At 67.3% G+C, this 21,098-nt stretch carries 20 protein-coding genes and 1 other RNA gene; 12 read left to right on the top strand and 9 right to left on the bottom strand.

Going from position 1 to position 21,098, the window contains the following annotated elements; translation table 11 throughout:
• Positions 1 to 3: 3 nt before the first annotated feature.
• From ftsL to AB7F10_RS01860, 3 genes are read right to left on the bottom strand one after another with little or no spacing between them, the layout of a single operon-like run.
• Positions 4 to 381 (bottom strand): cell division protein FtsL, encoded by a 378-nt coding sequence (gene ftsL / locus AB7F10_RS01870; protein ID WP_428557979.1) that lies wholly within the window; start codon positions 379 to 381, stop codon positions 4 to 6.
• Positions 382 to 1,413, bottom strand: a complete 1,032-nt coding sequence (gene rsmH / locus AB7F10_RS01865) for a 16S rRNA (cytosine(1402)-N(4))-methyltransferase RsmH (protein ID WP_428557980.1) — start codon at positions 1,411 to 1,413, stop codon at positions 382 to 384.
• A complete protein-coding gene (locus tag AB7F10_RS01860) occupies positions 1,410 to 1,886 on the bottom strand; it encodes a division/cell wall cluster transcriptional repressor MraZ (protein ID WP_428557981.1) in 477 nt (158 codons plus the stop codon). The genes rsmH and AB7F10_RS01860 overlap by 4 nt, the downstream gene beginning before the upstream one ends.
• A 351-nt stretch (positions 1,887 to 2,237) precedes the next feature.
• Between AB7F10_RS01860 and AB7F10_RS01855 the strand changes: the two genes are divergently transcribed.
• From AB7F10_RS01855 to AB7F10_RS01845, 3 genes are all read left to right on the top strand, one after another.
• Entirely contained in the window at positions 2,238 to 3,002 is a 765-nt protein-coding gene (locus AB7F10_RS01855) for an N-acetylmuramoyl-L-alanine amidase (protein WP_428557982.1), read from the top strand.
• A gap of 73 nt (positions 3,003 to 3,075) precedes the next feature.
• An RNA gene (rnpB, locus tag AB7F10_RS01850) (RNase P RNA component class A) lies at positions 3,076 to 3,497 on the top strand.
• Positions 3,498 to 3,708: 211 nt separating this feature from the next.
• On the top strand, positions 3,709 to 4,593 hold the full coding sequence (locus AB7F10_RS01845) for a DMT family transporter (protein WP_428557983.1): 885 nt from the start codon (positions 3,709 to 3,711) through the stop codon (positions 4,591 to 4,593).
• A 36-nt stretch (positions 4,594 to 4,629) separates the two neighbouring features.
• On the opposite strand, the gene AB7F10_RS01840 is transcribed toward AB7F10_RS01845, so the two are convergent.
• From AB7F10_RS01840 to AB7F10_RS01825, 4 genes are all read right to left on the bottom strand, one after another.
• On the bottom strand, positions 4,630 to 4,941 hold the full coding sequence (locus tag AB7F10_RS01840) for a hypothetical protein (protein WP_428557985.1): 312 nt from the start codon (positions 4,939 to 4,941) through the stop codon (positions 4,630 to 4,632).
• Positions 4,942 to 5,145: 204 nt separating this feature from the next.
• Complete coding sequence (locus AB7F10_RS01835) at positions 5,146 to 6,456, bottom strand: TRAP transporter large permease (RefSeq protein ID WP_428557986.1); 1,311 nt, start codon at positions 6,454 to 6,456, stop codon at positions 5,146 to 5,148.
• 3 nt (positions 6,457 to 6,459) lie between these two features.
• The gene (locus AB7F10_RS01830) at positions 6,460 to 7,017 is read right to left on the bottom strand and encodes a TRAP transporter small permease (RefSeq protein WP_428557987.1); all 558 of its coding nucleotides are present in this window, start codon (positions 7,015 to 7,017) and stop codon (positions 6,460 to 6,462) included.
• A 102-nt stretch (positions 7,018 to 7,119) separates the two neighbouring features.
• Entirely contained in the window at positions 7,120 to 8,091 is a 972-nt protein-coding gene (locus AB7F10_RS01825) for a TRAP transporter substrate-binding protein (protein ID WP_428557989.1), read from the bottom strand.
• A 252-nt stretch (positions 8,092 to 8,343) separates the two neighbouring features.
• Between AB7F10_RS01825 and AB7F10_RS01820 the strand changes: the two genes are divergently transcribed.
• Entirely contained in the window at positions 8,344 to 9,846 is a 1,503-nt protein-coding gene (locus AB7F10_RS01820; protein ID WP_428557990.1) for an inorganic phosphate transporter, read from the top strand.
• Here AB7F10_RS01820 and AB7F10_RS01815 read toward each other — a convergent pair.
• On the bottom strand, positions 9,816 to 10,316 hold the full coding sequence (locus tag AB7F10_RS01815; RefSeq protein ID WP_428557991.1) for an NUDIX hydrolase: 501 nt from the start codon (positions 10,314 to 10,316) through the stop codon (positions 9,816 to 9,818). The genes AB7F10_RS01820 and AB7F10_RS01815 overlap by 31 nt on opposite strands.
• A gap of 122 nt (positions 10,317 to 10,438) precedes the next feature.
• Between AB7F10_RS01815 and AB7F10_RS01810 the strand changes: the two genes are divergently transcribed.
• Both AB7F10_RS01810 and AB7F10_RS01805 read left to right on the top strand, forming a co-directional pair.
• Positions 10,439 to 14,122 carry a hydantoinase B/oxoprolinase family protein gene (locus AB7F10_RS01810; RefSeq protein WP_428557992.1) on the top strand — a complete coding sequence of 1,228 codons (3,684 nt, stop codon included), beginning with the start codon at positions 10,439 to 10,441 and terminating at the stop codon, positions 14,120 to 14,122.
• A 171-nt stretch (positions 14,123 to 14,293) separates the two neighbouring features.
• Positions 14,294 to 14,662 carry a hypothetical protein gene (locus tag AB7F10_RS01805; protein WP_428557993.1) on the top strand — a complete coding sequence of 123 codons (369 nt, stop codon included), beginning with the start codon at positions 14,294 to 14,296 and terminating at the stop codon, positions 14,660 to 14,662.
• Between the two features lie 125 nt (positions 14,663 to 14,787).
• On the opposite strand, the gene AB7F10_RS01800 is transcribed toward AB7F10_RS01805, so the two are convergent.
• Positions 14,788 to 15,345 carry a DUF6101 family protein gene (locus AB7F10_RS01800; protein ID WP_428557994.1) on the bottom strand — a complete coding sequence of 186 codons (558 nt, stop codon included), beginning with the start codon at positions 15,343 to 15,345 and terminating at the stop codon, positions 14,788 to 14,790.
• A gap of 271 nt (positions 15,346 to 15,616) precedes the next feature.
• Between AB7F10_RS01800 and AB7F10_RS01795 the strand changes: the two genes are divergently transcribed.
• From AB7F10_RS01795 to lpxK, 6 genes are read left to right on the top strand one after another with little or no spacing between them, the layout of a single operon-like run.
• Positions 15,617 to 16,978 carry a TldD/PmbA family protein gene (locus tag AB7F10_RS01795; protein WP_428557995.1) on the top strand — a complete coding sequence of 454 codons (1,362 nt, stop codon included), beginning with the start codon at positions 15,617 to 15,619 and terminating at the stop codon, positions 16,976 to 16,978.
• Positions 16,965 to 17,789 (top strand): 3'(2'),5'-bisphosphate nucleotidase CysQ, encoded by an 825-nt coding sequence (locus AB7F10_RS01790; RefSeq protein ID WP_428587084.1) that lies wholly within the window; start codon positions 16,965 to 16,967, stop codon positions 17,787 to 17,789. Before AB7F10_RS01795 ends, AB7F10_RS01790 begins: the two co-directional genes overlap by 14 nt.
• A 39-nt stretch (positions 17,790 to 17,828) precedes the next feature.
• Entirely contained in the window at positions 17,829 to 18,089 is a 261-nt protein-coding gene (locus AB7F10_RS01785; RefSeq protein WP_428557997.1) for a DUF4170 domain-containing protein, read from the top strand.
• 9 nt (positions 18,090 to 18,098) lie between these two features.
• Positions 18,099 to 18,800, top strand: coding sequence for a lysophospholipid acyltransferase family protein (locus AB7F10_RS01780; protein WP_428557999.1), 702 nt, complete (start codon positions 18,099 to 18,101; stop codon positions 18,798 to 18,800).
• A complete protein-coding gene (locus tag AB7F10_RS01775) occupies positions 18,784 to 20,097 on the top strand; it encodes a 3-deoxy-D-manno-octulosonic acid transferase (RefSeq protein WP_428558001.1) in 1,314 nt (437 codons plus the stop codon). The genes AB7F10_RS01780 and AB7F10_RS01775 overlap by 17 nt, the downstream gene beginning before the upstream one ends.
• Positions 20,084 to 21,097 carry a tetraacyldisaccharide 4'-kinase gene (lpxK, locus tag AB7F10_RS01770; protein WP_428558003.1) on the top strand — a complete coding sequence of 338 codons (1,014 nt, stop codon included), beginning with the start codon at positions 20,084 to 20,086 and terminating at the stop codon, positions 21,095 to 21,097. Before AB7F10_RS01775 ends, lpxK begins: the two co-directional genes overlap by 14 nt.
• Position 21,098 lies beyond the last annotated feature (1 nt).

Below are 21,098 nucleotides of genomic sequence, written 5' to 3'. Positions count from 1 at the left end.
CCGTCACCGCTGCGGCGCGATGCTGCCGGTCGCGGCGGGCTCCACGCCCGGCACGACCTGGTCGATCATGGCGCCGACCGGATCGGTCTGCGGCGGCGGCAGTTGCGGCGGCCGCTCGGGCAACCGGCTGAAGTCGCCGTTCTGTGCCGCCGTCATCGGCTGCAACGACAGGTGGCGGCGCGCCAGCTCTTCGAGCCGCCCCGGGGTCTGGAGCTTGGCCCACTCGGCGCGCAGCACGGCGATCGCCTCGCGTTCCTTGCGCAGTTCGCTGCGCAGCTTGGCGACCTGCTCGGCCTGCAGCGTGGAATCGAACTTGATCTTGTAGACGACGGCCGCGGCCAGAATGAGCGCACCGATCACCATGAGATGAATGAACCGCATTCAGCGCCCCCGCATGACCTGATCGAGGGTCGGCAGGTTCGGCAGCAGTCGTTCCGGCATCGCGGTTCGCGGCTTTGCGTCGGTACGCGCGGCGGCACGCAGCTTGGCGGACCGCGCGCGAGGATTCTCCGCGATCTCGGCCTCGTCGGCGGCGACGGGCTTTTTCGTCAGCACCGTGAAGGTCGGAACCGGCGCTTCGCGTTCCGGCATGTGGCGCGAGCCGGCCGGGGTCTTGCTGCGATCGGCGAGGAAGGTCTTGACGATGCGGTCTTCCAGCGAATGAAACGACACGACGACCAGCCGGCCGCCGGGCGACAGCAGGCGCTCGGACGCGGCCAGCGCGGTGACGAGTTCGCCCAGCTCGTCGTTCACGAAAACGCGCAGCGCCTGGAAGGTGCGGGTCGCGGGATGAATCTCGTTCGGCTTGGCGCGCACCACCGACGACACGATATCGGCAAGCTGCTTCGTGGTCGTGATCGGCTGTTGCGCGCGCGCGCGGACGATGGCGCGGGCGACGGCGCGGGCGTGGCGCTCCTCGCCGAGCGTGGCGATGATCGCAGACAAGTCGCGCTCGCTCGCCGCGGCGACGAGATCGGCGGCGCTTGGGCCGTCGGCTCCCATGCGCATATCGAGCGGGCCGTCATGGCGGAACGAGAAGCCACGCTCGGCGCGGTCGAGCTGCATCGAGGACACGCCGAGGTCGAACACCACGCCGTCGACGCCGTCGATGTCGAGTTCACGGCAGGCGGCTTCCAGATTCGAGAAACGGTCTTCGGTGAGGATCAGACGGCCCTGCGCGGCCTCGACCAGATCGGCGCCCATCGCAATCGCGGTCTGGTCGCGGTCGATGCCGACGACGCGCGCGCCGGCGCTCAGGATCGCGCGGCTGTAGCCGCCGGCGCCGAAGGTGGCGTCGACGTACAGGCCGTCATGGCGAATGTTGAGGTACTCGGCGACGCGGCGGCCGAGCACGGGAATGTGGTGAGCCAGTCCGCCAACGGCAGCCCGAGAGCCGCCGCCGCCCCCCGTCATTCCCGTGCTCCGGGCGCTCGCTGCGCCGCCTGCGAGCCGAGCTGGCGCCGAAGCTCGCGCACCTTGTCGGTGGCCTCCGCGAGTTCCGTGCGAAACCGTCCAGGCTCCCAGATCTGAAACTTGTGACCGAGGCCGACGAACGAAACCGTGTCCTTGATCCCCGCATGCGCCTTCAAGGGCTCGGTCAGGATCACCCGCCCCTCGCCGTCCAGCTTCAGCGTGTCGCTGGTGCCGAAGAGCGCGGTGGCGAACTGCTCCCGCTGTTCCGAGTAAGGCGCGAACTGCGCGATCAAGCTCTCGATCTCCCCCATCAGGGCGTTGCCGCCCGCATCGATCGCCGGCCGGTCGAGGGCCGGATAGCAATAGAGGCCGTCGAAGCCGTCGCGGTTGAGCACAGAGCGGTAGGGAGCCGGGATCGAGACGCGACCTTTGGAGTCGAGCCGCAGCGTGTAATTCGACACGAAGCGGTTCATCGCCCGGACTCCACGCCGACTGGACCCACACCGGGAGAGCGAAACGGACTCGATCCCGCAGGATTGCCGGGCGTGTTCCGGCAGCAACGCCGGAAAGGCCCGAAATCCTTGAACTAATGGTATGGGATAACATGGGACACTATGGGCGTCAATGGACAGACCCTGGCCGGGCTGCCCGTCCACAGGCCCGACGCAGAACCGCGCGTTCGACCCATTAACGGCGCTTAAACTTAAGGATCGGTTGAAGACCCGGCCCCGGCTCCGGCATGACCGTTATTGATTTCTTGGCGGGCGGCCCCGATAGATGCGCCCCCGCCTTCCGGCCAACATTTTTCCCGGCATATTCCGCGCATGACATTTCCGGCCGATTCGTTCGTGGTCGCCGAGGTCACCCCCTCGCCCAACCAGGACGAGCGCAAGGGCGGCCCGCCCGACATGCTGCTGCTGCACTACACCGGCATGCAGGACGGCCCCTCGGCCCTCGAGCGGCTGACCTCCGCGGACAGCCGGGTGTCGTCGCATTACGTCGTGTTCGAGGACGGCCGCACCGTGCAATGCGTGCCGGAAGCGCGGCGCGCCTGGCATGCCGGCGTGTCGTTCTGGGCCGGCGAGACCGACAACAATTCGCGTTCGATCGGCATCGAGATCGTCAACGGCGGCCACGACTACGGCTATCCGGATTTTCCGCTGCGCCAGACCGCCGCGGTCATCGCGCTGTGCCGCTCGATTCTCGCGCGGCAGCGCATTCCCTCCGACCGTGTGCTGGCGCATTCCGACATCGCGCCGGCGCGCAAGCAGGATCCCGGCGAGAAGTTTCCCTGGGGCCTGCTGAACGAGTCCGGCATCGGCCACTGGGTGCGCCCCGCGCCGCTGACGCTCGACGGCCAGGCGTTCCGCCCCGGCGAGCGCGGCGACACCATCCGCCGCATGCAGCGCGCCATAGCGTCTTACGGCTACGGGATCGAAGAGACCGGCATCTATGACGACCAGACCAAGACGGTCGTCACCGCCTTCCAGCGCCACTTCCGGCCCGAGCAGGTCGACGGCATCGCCGACGCCTCGACCATGCTGACGCTGCGCGCGCTTCTGGAAACCCGCCCGATCCTCGCGCGATGACGGACACACGCCGTTAACGAGGCAAACGCCTCCGGCTTGACCGGCCCGTCCCGAACCGCCATGTCTTGCCGCGTCAGTCGGCCGGACGGCCGCTCCGTGCCAATGCCGAAAGGCGGCCGGAGAGGAAAGTCCGGGCTCCACGGACAAACGGTGCCGGATAACGTCCGGCGGGGTTTTCCCCTCGCGGGGACCGCCTCAGGGACAGTGCCACAGAGAACGAACCGCCCGTCCGCGATTTTCGGATCAACGGCGAGCAAGGGTGAAAAGGTGCGGTAAGAGCGCACCGCGCTGACGGCAACGCCAGCGGCACGGCAAACCCCACCGGGAGCAAAACCGAATAGGAACGGCGTGGAGGAAACTCCAGCCCTGTCCGGGCCAGCCGTTCGGGTAGGTTGCTTGATGCGCCGGGCAACCGGCGTACCAGAGGAATGGCCGTCACGTTCGCAGGTTTTCCTGCGGGCCATACAGAACCCGGCTTACAGGCCGTCTGATACGTTCAAGGGGGCTCGGCGGCAAAACCGCCGGGCCCCCGCCAATTTCGGGCGAGCCATTTCGGTCGTCATGGCCGGGCTTGTCCCGGCCATCCACGTCTTCCTTTTCGTCATTGAGAAGCAAGACGTGGATGCCCGGCACAGGGCCGGGCATGACAGGGTAGCGACGCTGTGCCTTTAGCTTCAGTCGGCAATGCTCTAGCGTCCGCCTCCCAATGATGACCTCCCGCGAAAAACTGGGATTAGCGCTCGGCTTTGCCGGCGTCGTGCTGTTCGGCGGCACGCTGCCGGCGACGCGGCTCGCCGTCGTGTCGTTCGACCCGTTTTTCCTGTCGGCGGCACGCGCGGCGATCGCCGGCGTGCTGGGTCTCGCGACGCTGATCGTGACGCGCCGGCGCTGGCCGCCGCGGCAGATCATGATCGAACTCATCGTCACCGGCGTCTTCACCATCGTCGGCTTTCCCGTGCTGATCGGCTTTGCGATGCTGACGGTTCCGGCCTCGCATGGCGGCGTGGTGCTCGGCATCATGCCGCTCGCCACCGCGGTCTGCGCGGTGTGGCTGACGCATGAGCGGCCGAGCAACGGTTTCTGGATTGCGAGCACCATCGGCGGCGCCATTGTGCTCGGCTTCGTGTTCTGGCGGGCCGGCGGCTTCGCCGTCGAGATCGGCGATCTCTATCTGCTCGGCGTCGTCGCGGTCGGCGCGCTCGGCTACACGATGTCGGGCCGCCTCAGCGCCGTGCTGCCGGGATGGGAGGTGATCTCATGGCAGGTCGCGATCTTCCTGCCGCTCACCGTCGCCGCCTCGCTGTGGTGGTGGCCGGCGCCGGAGGTCGTGCCGACAGCGTCCGCGCTGGCGGGTCTCGTTTATGTCTCGCTGGTGAGCATGTTTTTCGCGTTCTTCGTGTTCAACGCCGCGATGGCTTACGCCGGCGTCTCCCGCATCGGGCAGATGAGCCTGCTGCAGCCGTTCGTGATCGTGGCGCTGTCGATCCCGGTCAACGGCGAGCCGTTCGAGCCGGGCACGATCCTGTTCGCCGCCGCCGTGGTGGCGACGGTGATGATCGGCCAGCGCATGCGCGTGAAACGCGCCTCCTGAACAATGCGCGTGGGAACGCGCGTCCTGAATCGCGCGTCAGTGCGGCTTCGGCGGCCGCGCGTTGCTGACGCCGAGTTCGACCGTCACATTTGTCACATGCGGCTCGCAAGGCACGAGACTGGTCTGCTGTTCGTCGCTCCATTCGGCAAGCTGCACGACATGACCCTTGCGCCCATTGCTGTCGGCGGCCTCCGCCGGCTCGACGATGGTCAGCCCGTCGCGGCTGAGAAAAAACGTGTGCTCGCCGAACAGCGAATTGAGCTGCGGCACCGCGGGATGACTGTCGGGCAGCGCCTGCGCTTCGATCTGTTCGGTGGTTTTCCTCACCAGAGTGTCACTGAGTTTCATTGGTTGTCCTTCGGCTTCGCGTTTACGCGATGGAGATTGCCGGATCGCGGAGACGCTCCCCGCGGGTCCGCACGAGGACAATCCACCCGAACTGTGGTGTTTCGAGGTCGAACCGCGCGACGATAGCGCGCAGCCGCGTCACGCGACCGCCGCAGGATCGCCGGATTTCGCAGGAGCTTTTTAATTTATCGCGTTTTCTTCGCCCTAGCGCGCGTCGAGCATCGTCGAGGGCAGCCACAGCGCGATGCCGGGAAACATCGCGACCAGCATCACCGCGACGCACATCAAGACAAACAGCGGCAGCGTGTAACCGCCGATCGTGAAGATGTTGCGTCCGGTCATGCCCTGCAAAACGTAGAGATTGAATCCGACCGGCGGCGTGATCTGCGCCATCTCCACCACCAGCACGATGTAGATGCCGAACCAGATCAGGTCGAAGCCGGACTTCTCGATCAGCGGAATGATGATCGAGGTGGTCAGGACCACCATCGAGATGCCGTCGAGGAAGCAGCCGAGCACGATGTAGAAGGCGGTCAGCGCCGTGAGCAGCGCCCATGACGGCATGTTGAAGCCGCCGATCCATTCCGCGAGCGCGCGCGGAATACCGGTGAAGCCCATCGCCGCGGTGAGATAGGCCGCGCCCGCGAGAATGAAGGCGATCATGCAGCTGGTGCGCGTCGCGCCCAGCAGCGCATCGCGGAAGCTCGCGCGCGTCAGCGTCCGCGACCACCACGACAGCGCGAGCGACAGGAACACGCCGACCACCGCCGCTTCGGTCGCCGACGCCAGGCCGCCATAGATCGAGCCGATCACGCCGAGGATCAGGAGCACGACCGGAATGAGCCGCCGCGTCGCCGCGATGCGCTCGCGCAGCGGCACCACTGGCTCCGGCGGCGGCATGCGCGACGGGTTCAGCATCGCCCAGACGGCGATGAAGCCCATGAACAACGCCGCCAGCATGATGCCGGGAATGACGCCGGCGATGAACAGACGGGCAATCGATTGCTCGGTCACCGTCGCGTAGATGATGAGGATGATGGACGGCGGGATCAGCAGTCCGAGCGTGCCGGACCCGGCAAGCGTGCCGACCGCCATCTTCTCGTCGTAACCGCGCTTCATCAGCTCCGGCAGCGCGATGCGGCCGATGGTGGCGCAGGTCGCGGCCGAAGAGCCCGACACCGCCGCGAAAATCGCGCAGCCGACCACGTTGACGTGCAGCAGCCGTCCCGGCAGCCGCTGCATCCACGGCGCAAGACCGGCGAACATGTCCTCTGACAACTTGGTCCGGTAAAGAATTTCGCCCATCCAGATGAACATCGGCAGCGCGGTGAGATCCCACGAATTCGACGACGCCCACATCGAGGTGGCGAGCACCTGGCCCGCCGGCGTCGCGACCTTCGTGAGCACCGCGACGAAACCGCAGATCGCGAGCGCGAGCGCAATCCAGACGCCGGAGCCGAGCACCGCGAACAGCAGAACGATCAGGACAAAAGCCAGTTCGAGACTGACGTTCACCGCCTAGCCCTCCTTGCCGAGCGTGATCGCGTCTTCCACGCTGCGGAAGGTCGGCCGGCCGCGCCCGATGACGATTGCCAGTTCGTCGAACAGCGCGATCGTCAGCACGGCGGCGCCGACTGCCATCACCGCCTGCGGATAGCCGAGTTGCACCCGCACGACGCCATAGGACACTTCGTTGAACAGGAACGAATACCAGGCGAATTGCGCGATGCTCCACGTCATGTAGGCGGAGGCGATCGAGGCGACCGCGAAGGCAAGGATTTCCAGGTAGCGGCGGCGGCTTTCGCTGAACGCCGACAGCAGCATGGTGACGCGGATATGCGCGCCGCCTTTCAGCGTTCCGGCAAGCGCCAAGAAGCTCGCGGCGGCGAGCAGATAACCGGCGATTTCGGCAAGCGACAGGATCTGGAAGCCGGTGACCGGCAGACCGAGAAGTTTCAGCGCGCCGTCCACCAGACGCCCGCCGATCTGCAGGCCGACCAGCACGGCGATCAGGACAAGACACAGCGCGGACAGCCAAAGCGTCGCGTTGTAGAGCGCGTCAAGACATCGGCGCATGCCCCTCTCCGCCTTGCTTCACATCCGCCCCACGGATGAGATGCGGCCAAAACCGTCGCCGGCTTCGACCGCACCGCATATCGTTTGTAACAAGCGCCGCGTCTACTTGCGGAACGCGTCCAGCATCGCCTTGCCGTCGGCACCGGCCTTCTCGACCCATTCCCTGGCGATGGTCTCGCCGATCTTGGCGAGGCCCGACTTCAGCGCCGGCGACGGGTCCAGCACCTTGATGCCGGCATCCTTCAGCGCCTTGGTCTTGATCGCCATCTCCTCCCGGGATGCTTTCCAGCCGCGTTCTTCCGCGGCCTTGGCGGCGTCCTGCACCGCCTTCTTCTGCTCGGCCGTCAGCTTGTCGAACGCCGCCTTGTTGACGAAGACGATGTTGCGCGGCTGCCAGGCCTGGGTGTCGATGTAGTGCGTGAGATAGTCCTGCGCCTTGGTGTCGACGCCGGTGGAGGCCGAGGTAATCATCACGTCGACGCGGCCGGTAGCGAAGGCGGTCGGCAGGTCCGGCACCTCGATCTGCGTCGGGATCGCGCCCGCGAGCGTCGCGATCCGGCCGATCGTCGCGTTGTAAGTGCGGAACTTGAGACCCTTGAGATCCTCCACCTTGGTGATCTCGCGCTTGGCGTAGAGACCCTGCGGCGGCCACGGCACCGAATAGAGCAGGATCAGCCCTTCGGATGCGAGCTGCTTCTCGAGATACGGCTTCTGCGCCGCGTAGAGTTTCTTCGCGGAGTCGTAGCCGGTGGTGACGAACGGCAGCGAGTCGATGCCGTAGACCGGCGCCTCGTTGGCCGCGAGCGACTCCAGAATCTCGCCGATCGGCGCAGTGCCCTGGCGCACCGCGCGCTTGATCTCCGGATGCTTGATGAGCGAACCGGCCGAATGCACGACGATCTTCAGCGAGCCCTTGGTCGCCTTGTCGACATCGGCGGCGAACGCGGCGACGTTCTTGGTGTGGAAGTTGCCGTCCGGATACGGCGTCGGCATGTCCCACTTGGTCTGCGCCGACGCGGCGGTGATCGAGCCTGCGACGAAAGCGGCCGTCAGTACGCTGGAAATCAAACGCATTGCGCCCTCCTGAATGACCGGGGCGATGCCCGCGGCCGAACCCTGCTCGCAAAGCATCGCGCGCCACCCGAAATGCCGCAAGAGGGCAAACCCCCGAAAGTCCGGGCACATTCCGGCACGGCCGGGCGCGGCCTCGTTGCCCGCGACGTGGCGGCTGTGCATTGTCAACAGGCGATTTGCACCCTCGCATGATTTTCGCCCCTGAAGGTGCTACGGCGGGCCGGTCCGCTTACGAGGGTGACCGGGGCTGCGGTGGCGAAAAGCGCGCTCGACAAGGATCTGAAGAAAGTCGTCCGGATCGAGCACGCGACCCATGACCTGTCGCGCTCGCTTGCCACGCCCGGACTGCTGATCATTTTCATGATCGGCTCCATCGCGCTTGCCAGCATGTCGATTGCCGGCGGCCCGCTCTCCTATTTCGTGATCGCCGCCGCCGTGATCGCCGCCTACATGGCGCTCTCGATCGGCGCCAACGATGTCGCCAACAATATGGGTCCGGCGGTCGGCGGCCGCGCGCTGTCGATGCCCGCCGCGCTCGCCATCGCCGGTCTCTGCGAGGCGGCCGGCGCGATCATCGCCGGCGGCGACGTCGTCAAGACCATCTCGCGCGATCTGCTGCGCCCGGATGTCGGCATCGACGGCGTGCAATTCGTGCTGGTGATGATGGCCGCGCTGCTCGCCGCCGCGATCTGGGTTCATCTCGCGACCTTTCTCAACGCGCCGGTCTCGACCACGCATGCCGTGGTCGGCGGCGTGGTCGGCGCCGGCATCGCCGCCGCCGGCTTCAAGATCGTCGTCTGGCCGGTGATTGGCGCGGTCGTGGCGAGCTGGGTCATTTCGCCGATCATGGGCGGTCTGATCGCCGCCGCGCTGCTTGCCTTCATCAACTGGGCGATCCTCGAACGCGACGACCGCGTCGCGGCGGCGCGGCGCTGGATGCCCGTGATGATGGCGCTGATGATCAGCGTCTTCGCGATGTACCTGATGACAAAAGGCCTGAAGCATGTCTGGGACGCGCCCCTGGCCGCCGTGCTCGGCGGCGGCGCGCTGGCTTTCGCCATCGGTTACGTCACGTCCCGCCCCTGGGTCCAACGCCGCTCGGTCGGCATGGAAAACCGTCGCAAGAATGTAACGGGCCTGTTCACGCTGCCGCTGATCTGGTCGGCGGGCCTGTTGTCGTTCGCACATGGCGCCAATGACGTCGCCAATGCCGTCGGTCCGCTGGCGGCGATCGTCGCGACCGCCGAGGCGGGCGCCAGCGACGCTTCGAGCGTCGAACTGCCGTTCTGGGTGCTGCTGATTGGCGCGGTGGGCATCGTCGTCGGCCTCGCGCTGTTCGGGCCGAAGCTGATCCGCACCGTCGGCGAGAAGATCACCAAGATGGATGCGATCCGCGCGTTTTGCGTGGCGCTGTCCGCCGCCATCACCGTGCTGGTGGCCTCCGCGCTGGGCCTGCCGGTGTCCTCGACCCATATCGCGGTCGGCGGCGTGTTCGGCGTCGGCTACCTGCGCGAGTTTCTCACCAACAAGGGCGTGCCGAACGTCGCGGTGCAGCCGAACGCGCGCTTCCTCGAACCGTCGAGCCTGAACGACACGCCGGAGCAGGCGCTGGAGAATTACCAGAAGCGCGAACGGCGCAAGCTGGTGCGCCGCCAGCACGTCCTCGGCATCGGCGCCGCCTGGGTGGTGACGGTCCCGGCCGCCGCGCTGCTCGCGGCAGCGCTCTATACGCTCATGCGCACGGTCGCCGGCTGAGCCGCCAGCCGGCGATCAAGCTCGGCCGCCAGCGCCGCCAGCTTCGGATCCGACAGCAGGCGCTTAGCCTCCGGCAGAATGACCCAGTGGCGGTGGCGCTTGCCGCGCTCCGGCCAATCGTCGAGCTGGCGGACCATACGCAGCGCATACATGTCGACGTCGATGAAGGCCGGCGGGATCGTCCGCTTCAGCGTGCGATAGGAGCCGATCGACACCGGCTCGATCTCGCCCTCGATGCCGGCTTCCTCGTAGGCTTCGCGCGCCGCGACCTGCCAGGGCTGATGCCCCTCGATCGGCGCGCCCTTCGGGAAAATCCAGCGACCGGACCGGCGCGAGGTGATGAGCAGGAACACCGCGCGGCCTTCCACGACGGTGTAAGGGATCGCGCCGGCCTGCCGCACCGGCGACAGCTCCGCCGAGCGCGCCGCGAAGCGGGCGAGCCAGTTGCGACATCGTTGCGCCACCGTCATCGGGCACTCCGGCGAGAGCCAAGCGAATCTTCGCGGGAAATATAGCACAGCCGCGCGCAACGGCCGCGCGCGCCGGCGAGGCCTTGCCTGACTTGTGCGTTCATAGGACGATACTCACGCACATGAGCCGTTCTCCCGCACGCCGCAAAACCGTTCGCGCCAAAGCCAGGCGCTCCACGCCGCGCCGCCACGCGGCGGCGCCGGCAGCGTCAAGCTGGGATTTCTGGATCGACCGCGGTGGCACCTTCACCGACATCGTCGGCCGCGCGCCGGATGGCTCGCTCACGGCGCACAAGCTGCTGTCGGAAAACCCGGAAGCCTATTCAGACGCCGCTGTACAGGGCATCCGCGATCTGCTCGGCCTCAAGCGCGGCGACGTGATCCCGCCCGGCCGGGTCGGCGCGGTAAAGATGGGCACCACCGTCGCGACCAACGCACTGCTGGAACGCAAGGGCGACCGTACCCTCCTCCTCATTACCCAAGGTTTCCGCGACGCGCTGAAGATCGGCTATCAGGCGCGGCCGAAGATCTTTGCCCGCCACATCATCAAGCCCGACATGCTCTATGAGCGAGTCGCCGAGATCGACGAGCGGGTGCGCGCCGACGGTACGGTGGAGCGCGGCCTCGATCTCGACAGCGCGCGCGGCGCGCTCGCCGCAGCGCAAGCGGATGGCATCAAGGCGGTCGCGATCGTCTTCATGCACGCCTACCGCTACCCGGAGCACGAGCGGGCGGTGGCGACGCTCGCCCGCGACATGGGCTTCGCGCAGGTGTCGGTCAGCCACGAGGTTTCGCCGCTGATCAAGCTGGTCGGCCGCGGCGACACTACGGTGGTCGACGCTTATCTCTCCCCCATCCTGCGGCGCTATGTGGCGCAGGTCGACAGGGAACTCGACGCCCGCCGGTCAGGCGCCCGCCTCATGTTCATGATGTCGTCGGGCGGACTGACCGCCGCCGGTCTGTTCCAGGGCAAGGACGCGATCCTGTCCGGCCCGGCCGGCGGCGTCGTCAGCATGGCGCAGACCGCGCACGAGGCCGGCTTTCCCCGCGTGATCGGCTTCGACATGGGTGGCACGTCCACAGACGTTTCGCACTACGATGGCGAATACGAGCGCGCCTTCGAGACCGAAGTCGCCGGCGTACGGATGCGCGCGCCGATGATGCTGATCCACACCGTCGCCGCCGGCGGCGGCTCGATCCTGCATTATGACGGCGCGCGCTTTCGCGTCGGCCCCGACTCGGCCGGCGCCAATCCGGGACCGAAATGCTACCGCCGCGGTGGGCCGCTTGCCGTCACCGACGCGAACGTCATGGTCGGCAAGCTGATCCCCGACTATTTCCCGAAAATCTTCGGACCGAACCGCAGCCTGCCGCTCGATGCCCATGCGGTGAAAAACGCCTTCGTCAATCTGGCGCAGGAGATCGGCGACGGCCGCGCGGCGGAGGACGTCGCCGACGGCTTCATCCGCATCGCGGTCGAGAACATGGCGAACGCGATCAAGAAGATTTCCGTGCAGCGCGGCTATGACGTGACGCGCTATGCGCTGAACTGCTTCGGCGGCGCCGGCGGCCAGCACGCCTGCCTTGTCGCCGACGCGCTCGGCATGACGAAGGTGCTGATCCACCCGTTCTCGTCGCTGCTGTCGGCCTACGGCATGGGCCTCGCCGACATCCGCGCGACGCGCCAGCAGGCCATCGAGCAGCCGCTCAACGCCCGTTCGCTCGCCGCGCTCAATGCGATGACGAAGACGCTCGGCGAGGACACGAGAGCGGAGGTCGCCGGCCAGGGTGTGCCGCCGGGCAAGATCAAGATCATCGCCCGCGCGCATATCCGCTACGCCGGCACCGATACCCCGCTGATCGTCAACGCCGGCGCCATCGCTGCCATGACCCGCGCCTTCGAGACCGCGCACAAGGCCCGTTTCGGCTTCATCGACCGCACCAAGCAGCTCGTGGTCGAGGCGGTGTCCGTCGAAGCGGTCGGCGGCGGCGCGCGCTTTACCGAAAAGCCGCTGCGCGCCTCGCGCGCCCGCCTGCCCCGGCCGGCGCGGCGAACACGCTTTTATTCCGGCGGCGCATGGCATGACGCGCGGGTCTACACCCGCGATCAGTTACAGCCCGGCGCCAAGGTGAAAGGCGCAGCGATCATCATCGAGCCGCACCAGACCATCGTGGTCGAACCCGGCTGGCAGGCCGAGTTGACGCGGAAGAACCATCTCGTGCTGTCGCGCGCGGTGAAGCTCAAGCGCAGCTACGCCATCGGCACCCATGCCGACCCGGTGATGCTCGAGGTGTTCAACAATCTCTTCATGTCGATCGCCGAGCAGATGGGCGTGTCGCTGCAGAACACCGCCTACTCGGTGAACATCAAGGAGCGGCTCGACTTCTCCTGCGCGGTGTTCGCCCATGACGGCACGCTGGTCGCCAATGCGCCGCACATGCCGGTGCATCTCGGCTCGATGGACCGTTCGGTCGAAACCATCATCCGCGACAACAAAGGCCGGATCAAACCCGGCGACGTTTACGTCATCAACGCGCCGTATAACGGCGGAACCCACCTGCCCGACATCACCGTCTGCACGCCGGTGTTCGACGACAGGAAGAAACAGATCCTGTTCTGGGTCGCCTCGCGCGGCCACCATGCCGACGTCGGCGGCATTTCGCCCGGCTCGATGTCGCCCAACGCCACCACCATCGAGCAGGAAGGCGTGCTGTTCGACAACTTCAAGCTGGTGGACCGCGGCAAGTTCCGCGAGACGGAATTGATGGCGGCGCTCACCGGTGCCAAATACCCGGCGCGCAATCCGGTGCAGAACGTCAACGACATGAAGGCGCAGATCGCCGCCAACGAGAAAGGCGTGCAGGAGCTGCGCAAGATGGTGGCGCAGTTCTCGCTGCCGGTCGTCAAGGCCTACATGAAGCATGTGCAGGACAACGCCGCCGAAAGCGTGCGGCGCGTGATCGACCGCCTGCACGACAGCGAATTCAGTTACGAGATGGACCAGGGCACGGTCATCAAGGTCAGGATCACGGTCGATAAAAAGAAGCGCGAGGCGACCGTCGATTTCACCGGCACCTCGCCGCAGCAGCCGACCAATTTCAACGCGCCGGAGCCGGTGACGCGCGCCGCCGTGCTCTACGTGTTCCGCGTCATGGTGGACGACGACATCCCGATGAATGCCGGCTGCCTGCGGCCGATCAACATCGTCATTCCGGCAAAGACCATGCTGACGCCGGAATATCCGGCCGCCGTCGTCGCCGGCAATGTCGAAGTCTCGCAGGCCGTCACCAATACGCTGTTCGGCGCGCTGGGCGCGCTCGCCGCCGCGCAGGGCACGATGAACAACCTCAATTTCGGCAACGAACGCTACCAGTATTACGAGACGATCTGCTCCGGCTCACCGGCCGGCCCCGGCTTCCCCGGCACCGACGCCGTGCACACCCACATGACCAACACGCGCCTCACCGACCCGGAGGTGCTGGAGTTCCGCTATCCGGTCGTGCTGGAGGACTTCCACATTCGCGAAGGCTCCGGCGGGCGCGGGCAATGGAACGCCGGCGACGGCATCCGACGCACCATCCGCTTCCTCGAAACGATGGAGTGCACGATTTTGTCCGGCCACCGCCGCGTGCCGCCGTTCGGCCTTGCGGGTGGCCAGCCCGGCCAGGTCGGCGAGAACTGGGCGCGCCGCAAGGACGGCACGATGGAAAAGCTCAAAGGCTGCGACGACACCGTGATCGATGCCGGCGAAGCCGTCATCATCCAGACGCCGACCGCCGGCGGCTACGGCAAGCCAGAAAGTTAGTGTTCTTAGCCGCTCACCCCCGCGGAAGCGGGGGTCCAGCATGGATTCCCGCTTTGATTCCCGCTTTCGCGGGAATGAGCGGAGTTGCGGTCAATTCAATGCAAAGTGCCTGCATTAACGATGGCCGGCCTTGTGATTTGATTTGCCCACATCGCATGCGAGATTCCCTCCATGCGCATCCTGATTCCCGCCCTGCTCGTTGTCGCGCTCGCGTCGCCGGCGCTGGCCGACAATTATCCGGTGTCCGGCCGCTGGGGCGAAAACAGAAGCGGCGACCCGGACAAGGGCGCGATCGACTGTAACGGCCGTCGCGTCGTCGGTTTCAACGGCAACCAGCGCACCGACAGCAAGGGCGGCGTCCCGGCCTATCGCAATATCTCGGTGCGCCCCTATGCCGACGGCTGGCGCATCGTCGACGAGTTCACGACGGGGCAGATCAGCGGCGGCCGCACCAACATCACCCTGCGCAAGAGCGGCAACGACCGCATCGAACTGAGCCTGCAGGGCGGCAGCACGCTGAAGCTTCAGCGGTGTAAGTGAGCCTCTCCGGTCGTCCCGGCCGAGCGCAATCGCGCGAGGGCCGGGACCCATAGCCTCCGCCTCGGCGGCTTACAACGAGCGTGGGTGATGATGGGTCCCCGCCTTCGCGGGGACGACAGCGAGAGCTAGTTCCGCGCGATGATCTCGCGCTCGGCGCGATGCACCGGCGTTGCCGCGTCCACCTTGCCGGCGATGCGGCGCAGCGGCATGCGCGGGCGGCGGCGCTTCAGCGCGCTGCGGCGGCGGCGACGCGGCGCAACCTTGTTGAACGCCACCGCGCCGATGCGCTTGAACGGCTCGCGCGAGGCGCCGTCGGCTTCCGCGACCAGCAGCGGCACGCCGAGCACATTGGCCCAGGCGCGCCATTCGGCGGCGACGTCGTCGCCATCCGGCGCGACATAGAGCGGCAGCGTGAGCGAAGGATCGTGATGTTCGAGTACGACGGCGGTGGCGATCTCGCCCGCCGCGTCCGGCGCGCCGACCCGCAGCGACACGCCGCGATAGGCCGACACCGGCAGATTGACCGCCATGCGGATGCCCGCGACGCTGCGGCGAACCACCACGCGCTCGCGATGCAACTCGACCTCTCGCACCCGCCCATCGGCCGCCGCATCGCCGGCCTCGAACACGGCCGGCAGGGCGAACGGGTCGAGCCGCAGCGCGCGGCCCGACCCGGCGGTCATCCCGCCACTTCGCATTTTGACGCCTCAAACTCTCCCACGCCGGACTTATTCGCCCGGTCGTTGGCGAAGAGCATCGCAGACAGGCCTCGGAATCCGCTTAAAGTTCTCGGTTAAGAGTTTCTGGCGCCCGTTGTTCCACAGCGCATGATTGACGTCGCGTTGCCAACCATGATTGACGAGAGGTTGCCGTCTTGAGGCGCATTGTCGGCATCCCTATTTGTTCTGCAGCAATCGCCGTTTTCCGCCCCTTCCGGAGTGCCAAACACCGCACATGACCGACGCATCCGCCCTGCTCGACCAATCCATCCTGATCGACCGCGCCGCACGGCTGGTCGAGGACGCCAAACGCGCCGGCGCTGACGCGGCGGACGCCATTGCGGTGCGCGCGATGTCGGTGTCCGTGCAGGTGCGCGACGGCGCGGTGGAGGAATCCGAACGCTCGGAGGGCGACGACGTCGGCTTGCGCGTGTTCGTCGGCAAGCGGCAGGCGGTCGTCTCGACCAACGACCTGACGGCGGACGGCATGCGCGGACTTGCCGAGCGCGCGGTCGCGATGGCGCGCGTCGCGCCGGAAGATCCTTATGCCGGCCTTGCCGATCCGGCATTGCTCGCCAAAGACATTCCCGATCTCGATCTTTCCGATCCTGCGCTGCCCTCGGTCGGCGATCTCGAACGAACCGCGCGCACGGCCGAAGGCGCGATGCTCGGCGTCAAGGGCGTGTCGAAATCCGGCAGCGCATCCGCCTCGGCCGGCGTCGGCGGCATGGTGCTCGCGACCAGCCACGGCTTTCAGGGCGCCTATCTCGGCTCGCGTCACAGCATTTCGGCGATGGCGATTGCCGGCGAAGGCACCGGCATGGAACGCGACTACGATTATTCCTCGACGCTGCACGCCGCCGACCTCGACAAGCCGGAGGCCATCGGCCGCTCGGCCGGCGACCGCGCGGTGGCGCGGCTCAATCCGCGCAAGGTCGCGACGCAGAAAGTCCCGGTGGTGTTCGACCCGCGCGTGGCCGGCACCCTCGTCGGCCATCTCGCCGGCGCGGTGAACGGCGCCTCGATCGCGCGCAAGTCGAGCTTCCTGCGCGACAAGATGGGCGCGAAGCTGTTCGCCGACGGCATCCGCATCGTCGACGACCCGCTGCGCAAGCGCGGCCAGCGCTCGCGTCCGTTCGACGCCGAGGGCGTCGCCGGCAGAAAACTCTCCATCATCGACGACGGCGTACTGACGACCTGGCTGCTCGATTGCGCGACCGCGCGCGAACTCAAGCTCACGACCACCGGCCACGCGCAGCGCGGCGTCTCCTCGACGCCGTCGCCCGGCGCAACCAACCTGCATCTCGAACCGGGCAAACTTTCGCCCGACGAGCTGATCGCCGACATCAGCCAAGGTTTCTACGTCACCGACCTGATCGGCTCCGGCGTCAACGGGGTCACCGGCGATTACAGCCGCGGCGCGTCCGGTTTCTGGATCGAGAACGGCAAGCGCACTTATGCGGTCAGCGAGGTCACCATCGCCGGTCATCTGCTCGACATCTTCCGCTCGCTGACGCCGGCCAACGACCTCGTGTTCAAATACGGCACCAACGCGCCGACCGTGCGCATCGAGGGGCTGACGCTTGCCGGTCAGTGAGCATCGTGGCGAGTATCGTGACTTATATCGCCACTTGCGCGATCCGCTTGCCGCCATTCTGCGCGAGGCCGGCGACCTAGCGCTGACGGCATCCAAAGGCCCGCTCCGGCAGTGGATCAAGAACGAGTCCTCGCCGGTCAGCGAAGCCGACATCGCCGTCAACGACCTGCTCGCCGCGAGACTGCCGCCGCTGCTGCCCGCGGCCGGCTGGCTGTCGGAAGAAACAGAGGACAATACGGCGCGGCTCGACAAGCCGCTCATCTGGGTGGTCGATCCGATCGACGGCACCCGCGGCTATCTCGCCGGCAAGCCGGACTGGTCGATCTCGGTCGCGCTGGTGGAGAACGGCCGGCCCGTCCTCGCGGGCCTTTATGCGCCAGTCACGAACGAAATGTTTCTCGGATTGCGCGGCGAAGGCGCCACGCGCAACGGCGCGCGGCTCGGCGCAAATCCCGGCGACACGCTGGCCGGCGCACGGCTCGCCGGTCCGCAAGGCCATCTGCGCAAGCTTGCCGAAATCGCGCCGCGCATCCTGCCGCAGCCGAAAATTCATTCGCTGGCGCTGCGGCTCACCCGTGTCGCAGACGGCGCGCTCGATGCGGCGATGGCGTCACGAAACAGCCGCGATTGGGACCTTGCCGCCGCCGACCTTTTGGTGCACGAAGCCGGCGGTGTGCTGACCGACATCGACGGTCAGGCCCCGGTCTATAACCGTTCAAATCCGGTCCACGCGGCGTTGATCGCGGCGGGCGCGGCCCGGCACGCGGCAATGCTCGCGCTCCTGCGCGACCGCCGCGCCGAGTTCGTATAGTCTGCCCGTCCGGGCCAGCCATCCTTGGAGCTTGCGACCATGTCCGACCAGACGCCCGCCAACCAGCTTCTTCATCTGGTGTTCGGCGGCGAGCTTAAGGATCCGGCCGGCGTCGAGTTTCGCGATCTCGCCACGCTCGACATCGTGGGAATGTTTCCGAATTACGCGACCGCCTATGTGGCCTGGAAGGCGAAGGCGCAGCAGACCGTCGACAACGCCCATATGCGCTATTTCATCGTCCACCTGCATCGTCTGCTCGACCCCTCCGCCACGGCAGGCACGACCGGCAAGGCAGGGTAAGATCGACGCATGAGCTTCTGGAAGCGCGTCGGGCGCCAGCGCTGGGCACAGGTTACGATCGGGGTGACCGCCGCCGAATATCTGCGTCTGGTATCGCTGACGAGCCGCACCGTCGTCGAGCCGCGGCCGGTCTACGACAATCTCGTGCGCGAGATGCCGATCATCATTGCGATGTGGCACGGCCAGCATTTGATGGTACCGTTCCTGCGCAAGCCCGAGCATCGCTTCAAGACCCTGATCTCCCGCCACCGGGACGGCGGAATCAACGCCGTCGTCGCCGAACGCTTCGGCATCGGCACGATCCGCGGCTCCGGAGATCACGGCGGCGAATTCCAGCGCAAGGGCGCCGTCGGAGCGTTTCGCACCATGCTGTCGGCCCTTGAAGACGGATACAGCATCTCGCTGACGGCGGATGTGCCCAAGGTTTCGCGCGTCGCCGGCACGGGCATCGTCAAGCTCGCGCAGTTGTCGGGACGGCCGATCTATCCCTTCGCCATCGCCAACAGCCGCCGCATCGAGATGAACAGCTGGGACCGGAGCGCGGTGCCGCTGCCGTTCGGCCGCATGGCGGCGGTGCTCGGCGCACCGATCATGGTCGGCGCGACCGACGATCTCGAAACCGCGCGGCGCGCGGTGGAGAACGGTCTCAACGCCGCGACGGCGCGCGCCTATGCGATCGCCGACAACCGCGCGGATGCCGCCCGTGGCTAAACGTCTGTCGGTCATTCTGCGGTCTTACCGGCTGCTGTCGTCGGCGGCGATCCCGCTTGCGCCGCTGCTGATGTCGTATCGCCTGCGCCGCGGCAAGGAAGTCGCCGAGCGATTGCCGGAGCGGCGCGGACGCGGCCGGATGATGCGGCCGGACGGGCCGCTGGTCTGGCTGCACGGCGCGAGCGTCGGCGAACTCGCCAGCGTCTATCCGCTGATCGAGCGCATCTGCGGACAGAATGTCGCCATGCTGGTGACGTCCGGCACAGTCACCTCCGCCGCGCTCGCCGCGCAGCGGCTGCCGCGCGGCGCGGCGCATCAGTTCATTCCGCTCGACGCCCGGCCCTTCGTGCGGCGCTTTCTCGATCACTGGCAGCCGGATCTCGCGCTGCTCGTCGAGTCCGACCTGTGGCCGAACCTCATCGTCGAAACCGCCAATCGCGGGGTACCGATGGTGCTGGTCAACGGCCGGCTGTCGGACTCTTCCTACCGGCGCTGGCGCTATCTGCCGGCGACCATCGGCGCGCTGCTCGAACGCTTCGATCTCGTGCTGGCGCGCACCACCGACGACGGCCGCCGCTTCAGCGACCTCGGCGCGCCGCGCGTCATCGTCACCGGCAACCTCAAGCTCGACGTTCCCGCCCCGCCGGCCGAACCGGAATCACTGCGGATCATGCAGTTCGCAATCGGCAAGCGGCCGGTGGTGGCCGCGGCTTCGACCCATGCCGGCGAGGAAGCCGCGATCATCGAGACGCATGCGCGGCTGCGCACCGAATTTCCCGGCCTGCTCACGATCATCGCGCCGCGCCATCCGGACCGCGGCCCCGGCATCGCCGAGATCGCGACGGCGATGCGGCTGAAAACCGCGCTGCGCTCGCGCGGCGACATTCCGACGCCGACCACGGACATCTATATCGCCGACACCATGGGCGAACTCGGCCTCGTTTACCGGCTCGCGAATGTCGTCTTCATGGGCGGCTCGCTGGTCCGCCACGGCGGGCAAAACCCGATCGAGCCGGCAAAGCTCGGTGCCGCTATCGTCCACGGGCCGCACGTCTGGAACTTCACCGAACTCTACGCGGCGCTGGACAATGCCGAAGGCGCCGTCGCGGTCGACGAAGCCGACGACCTCCCCGGTATCTTCTCCCGCCTGCTGCGCGACGAAACGATCCGCGCGCGGCTGGCCGACAATGGCCGCAAGACCGTGAACGCGCTCGCCGGCGCGCTCGACCGCACCTCGCAGGCGCTCGACCCCTATCTGATGCAGCTTCGGCTGGGCGCGCATCATGGCCGTCCGTGATCCTGCCTTCTGGTGGACGCCGCCGGACCGCTCCGGCCTTGCCTCGTTTTGCCTTGCCCCCCTCGCCGCGATTTACGGCGCGGTCGCCGCGGCGCGGATGCGCCGGCCCGGCGTCCGCGCCGGCGCGCCGGTGATCTGCGTCGGCAATTTCACGCTCGGTGGCGCCGGCAAGACGCCGCTCGCGATCTGGCTCGCCCGCATGCTCACCGACACCGGCGCAACGCCGGCACTGCTGTCACGCGGCTATGGCGGCAGCCTGACCGGTCCCGTCCGAGTCGATCCGGCGAGCCATAGCGCGCGCGACGTCGGCGATGAGCCGCTGCTGCTGGCGCGCGCCGCGGCAACCATCGTCTCGCACGACCGCGTCGCCGGCGCCGCGGCCGCTATCGATGCCGGGGCCTCGACCGTTATCATGGACGACGGGCTGCAGAACTCCGCGCTCGCCAAAGACCTGACGATTGCCGTGGTCGATGGCGCGCGCGGCGTCGGCAACGGCCGCGTCTTTCCCGCCGGCCCCTTGCGCGCGCCGCTCGCCGCGCAGATGCCTCATGTCGACGCGCTGATGGTGATCGGCGACGGCGGCGGGGCACGCGCCGTGATCGACGCAGCCTCGTCAGCCGGCGCGCGCGTGTTCTATGGATGTCTCGAGCCCGACCGCGCGGCGCTCACTTCGCTGCACGCGCGCAAGGCGCTGGCCTTCGCCGGCATCGGCAACCCGGAAAAATTCTTTGCGACGCTTGGCGAAGCCGGCATCGAAGCGCCGGTGCGCCGCGCGTTCCCCGATCATCACCGCTACGGCGCGGCGGACGCCGCCGCGCTGATCGCGCAGGCCGACCGCGACGATCTCGACCTGCTGACGACGGAGAAGGATCTGGCCCGCATGGCCGGCGACCCGCAGCTTGCGAACCTTGCGGCGCGCGCGAAGGCGCTGCCGGTCGTACTGGCTGTGCGCGACGCTGCCGAGTTTCGCGGCTTCGTGCTCTCGAAGATCAGGCGGTAAC

This window comes from Pseudolabrys sp. (genome assembly GCF_050250095.1).
GTDB lineage: Bacteria > Pseudomonadota > Alphaproteobacteria > Rhizobiales > Xanthobacteraceae > Pseudolabrys.
Note: the sequence above shows the minus strand (reverse complement) of the source record. Positions and strands in the feature narration are given on the sequence as shown.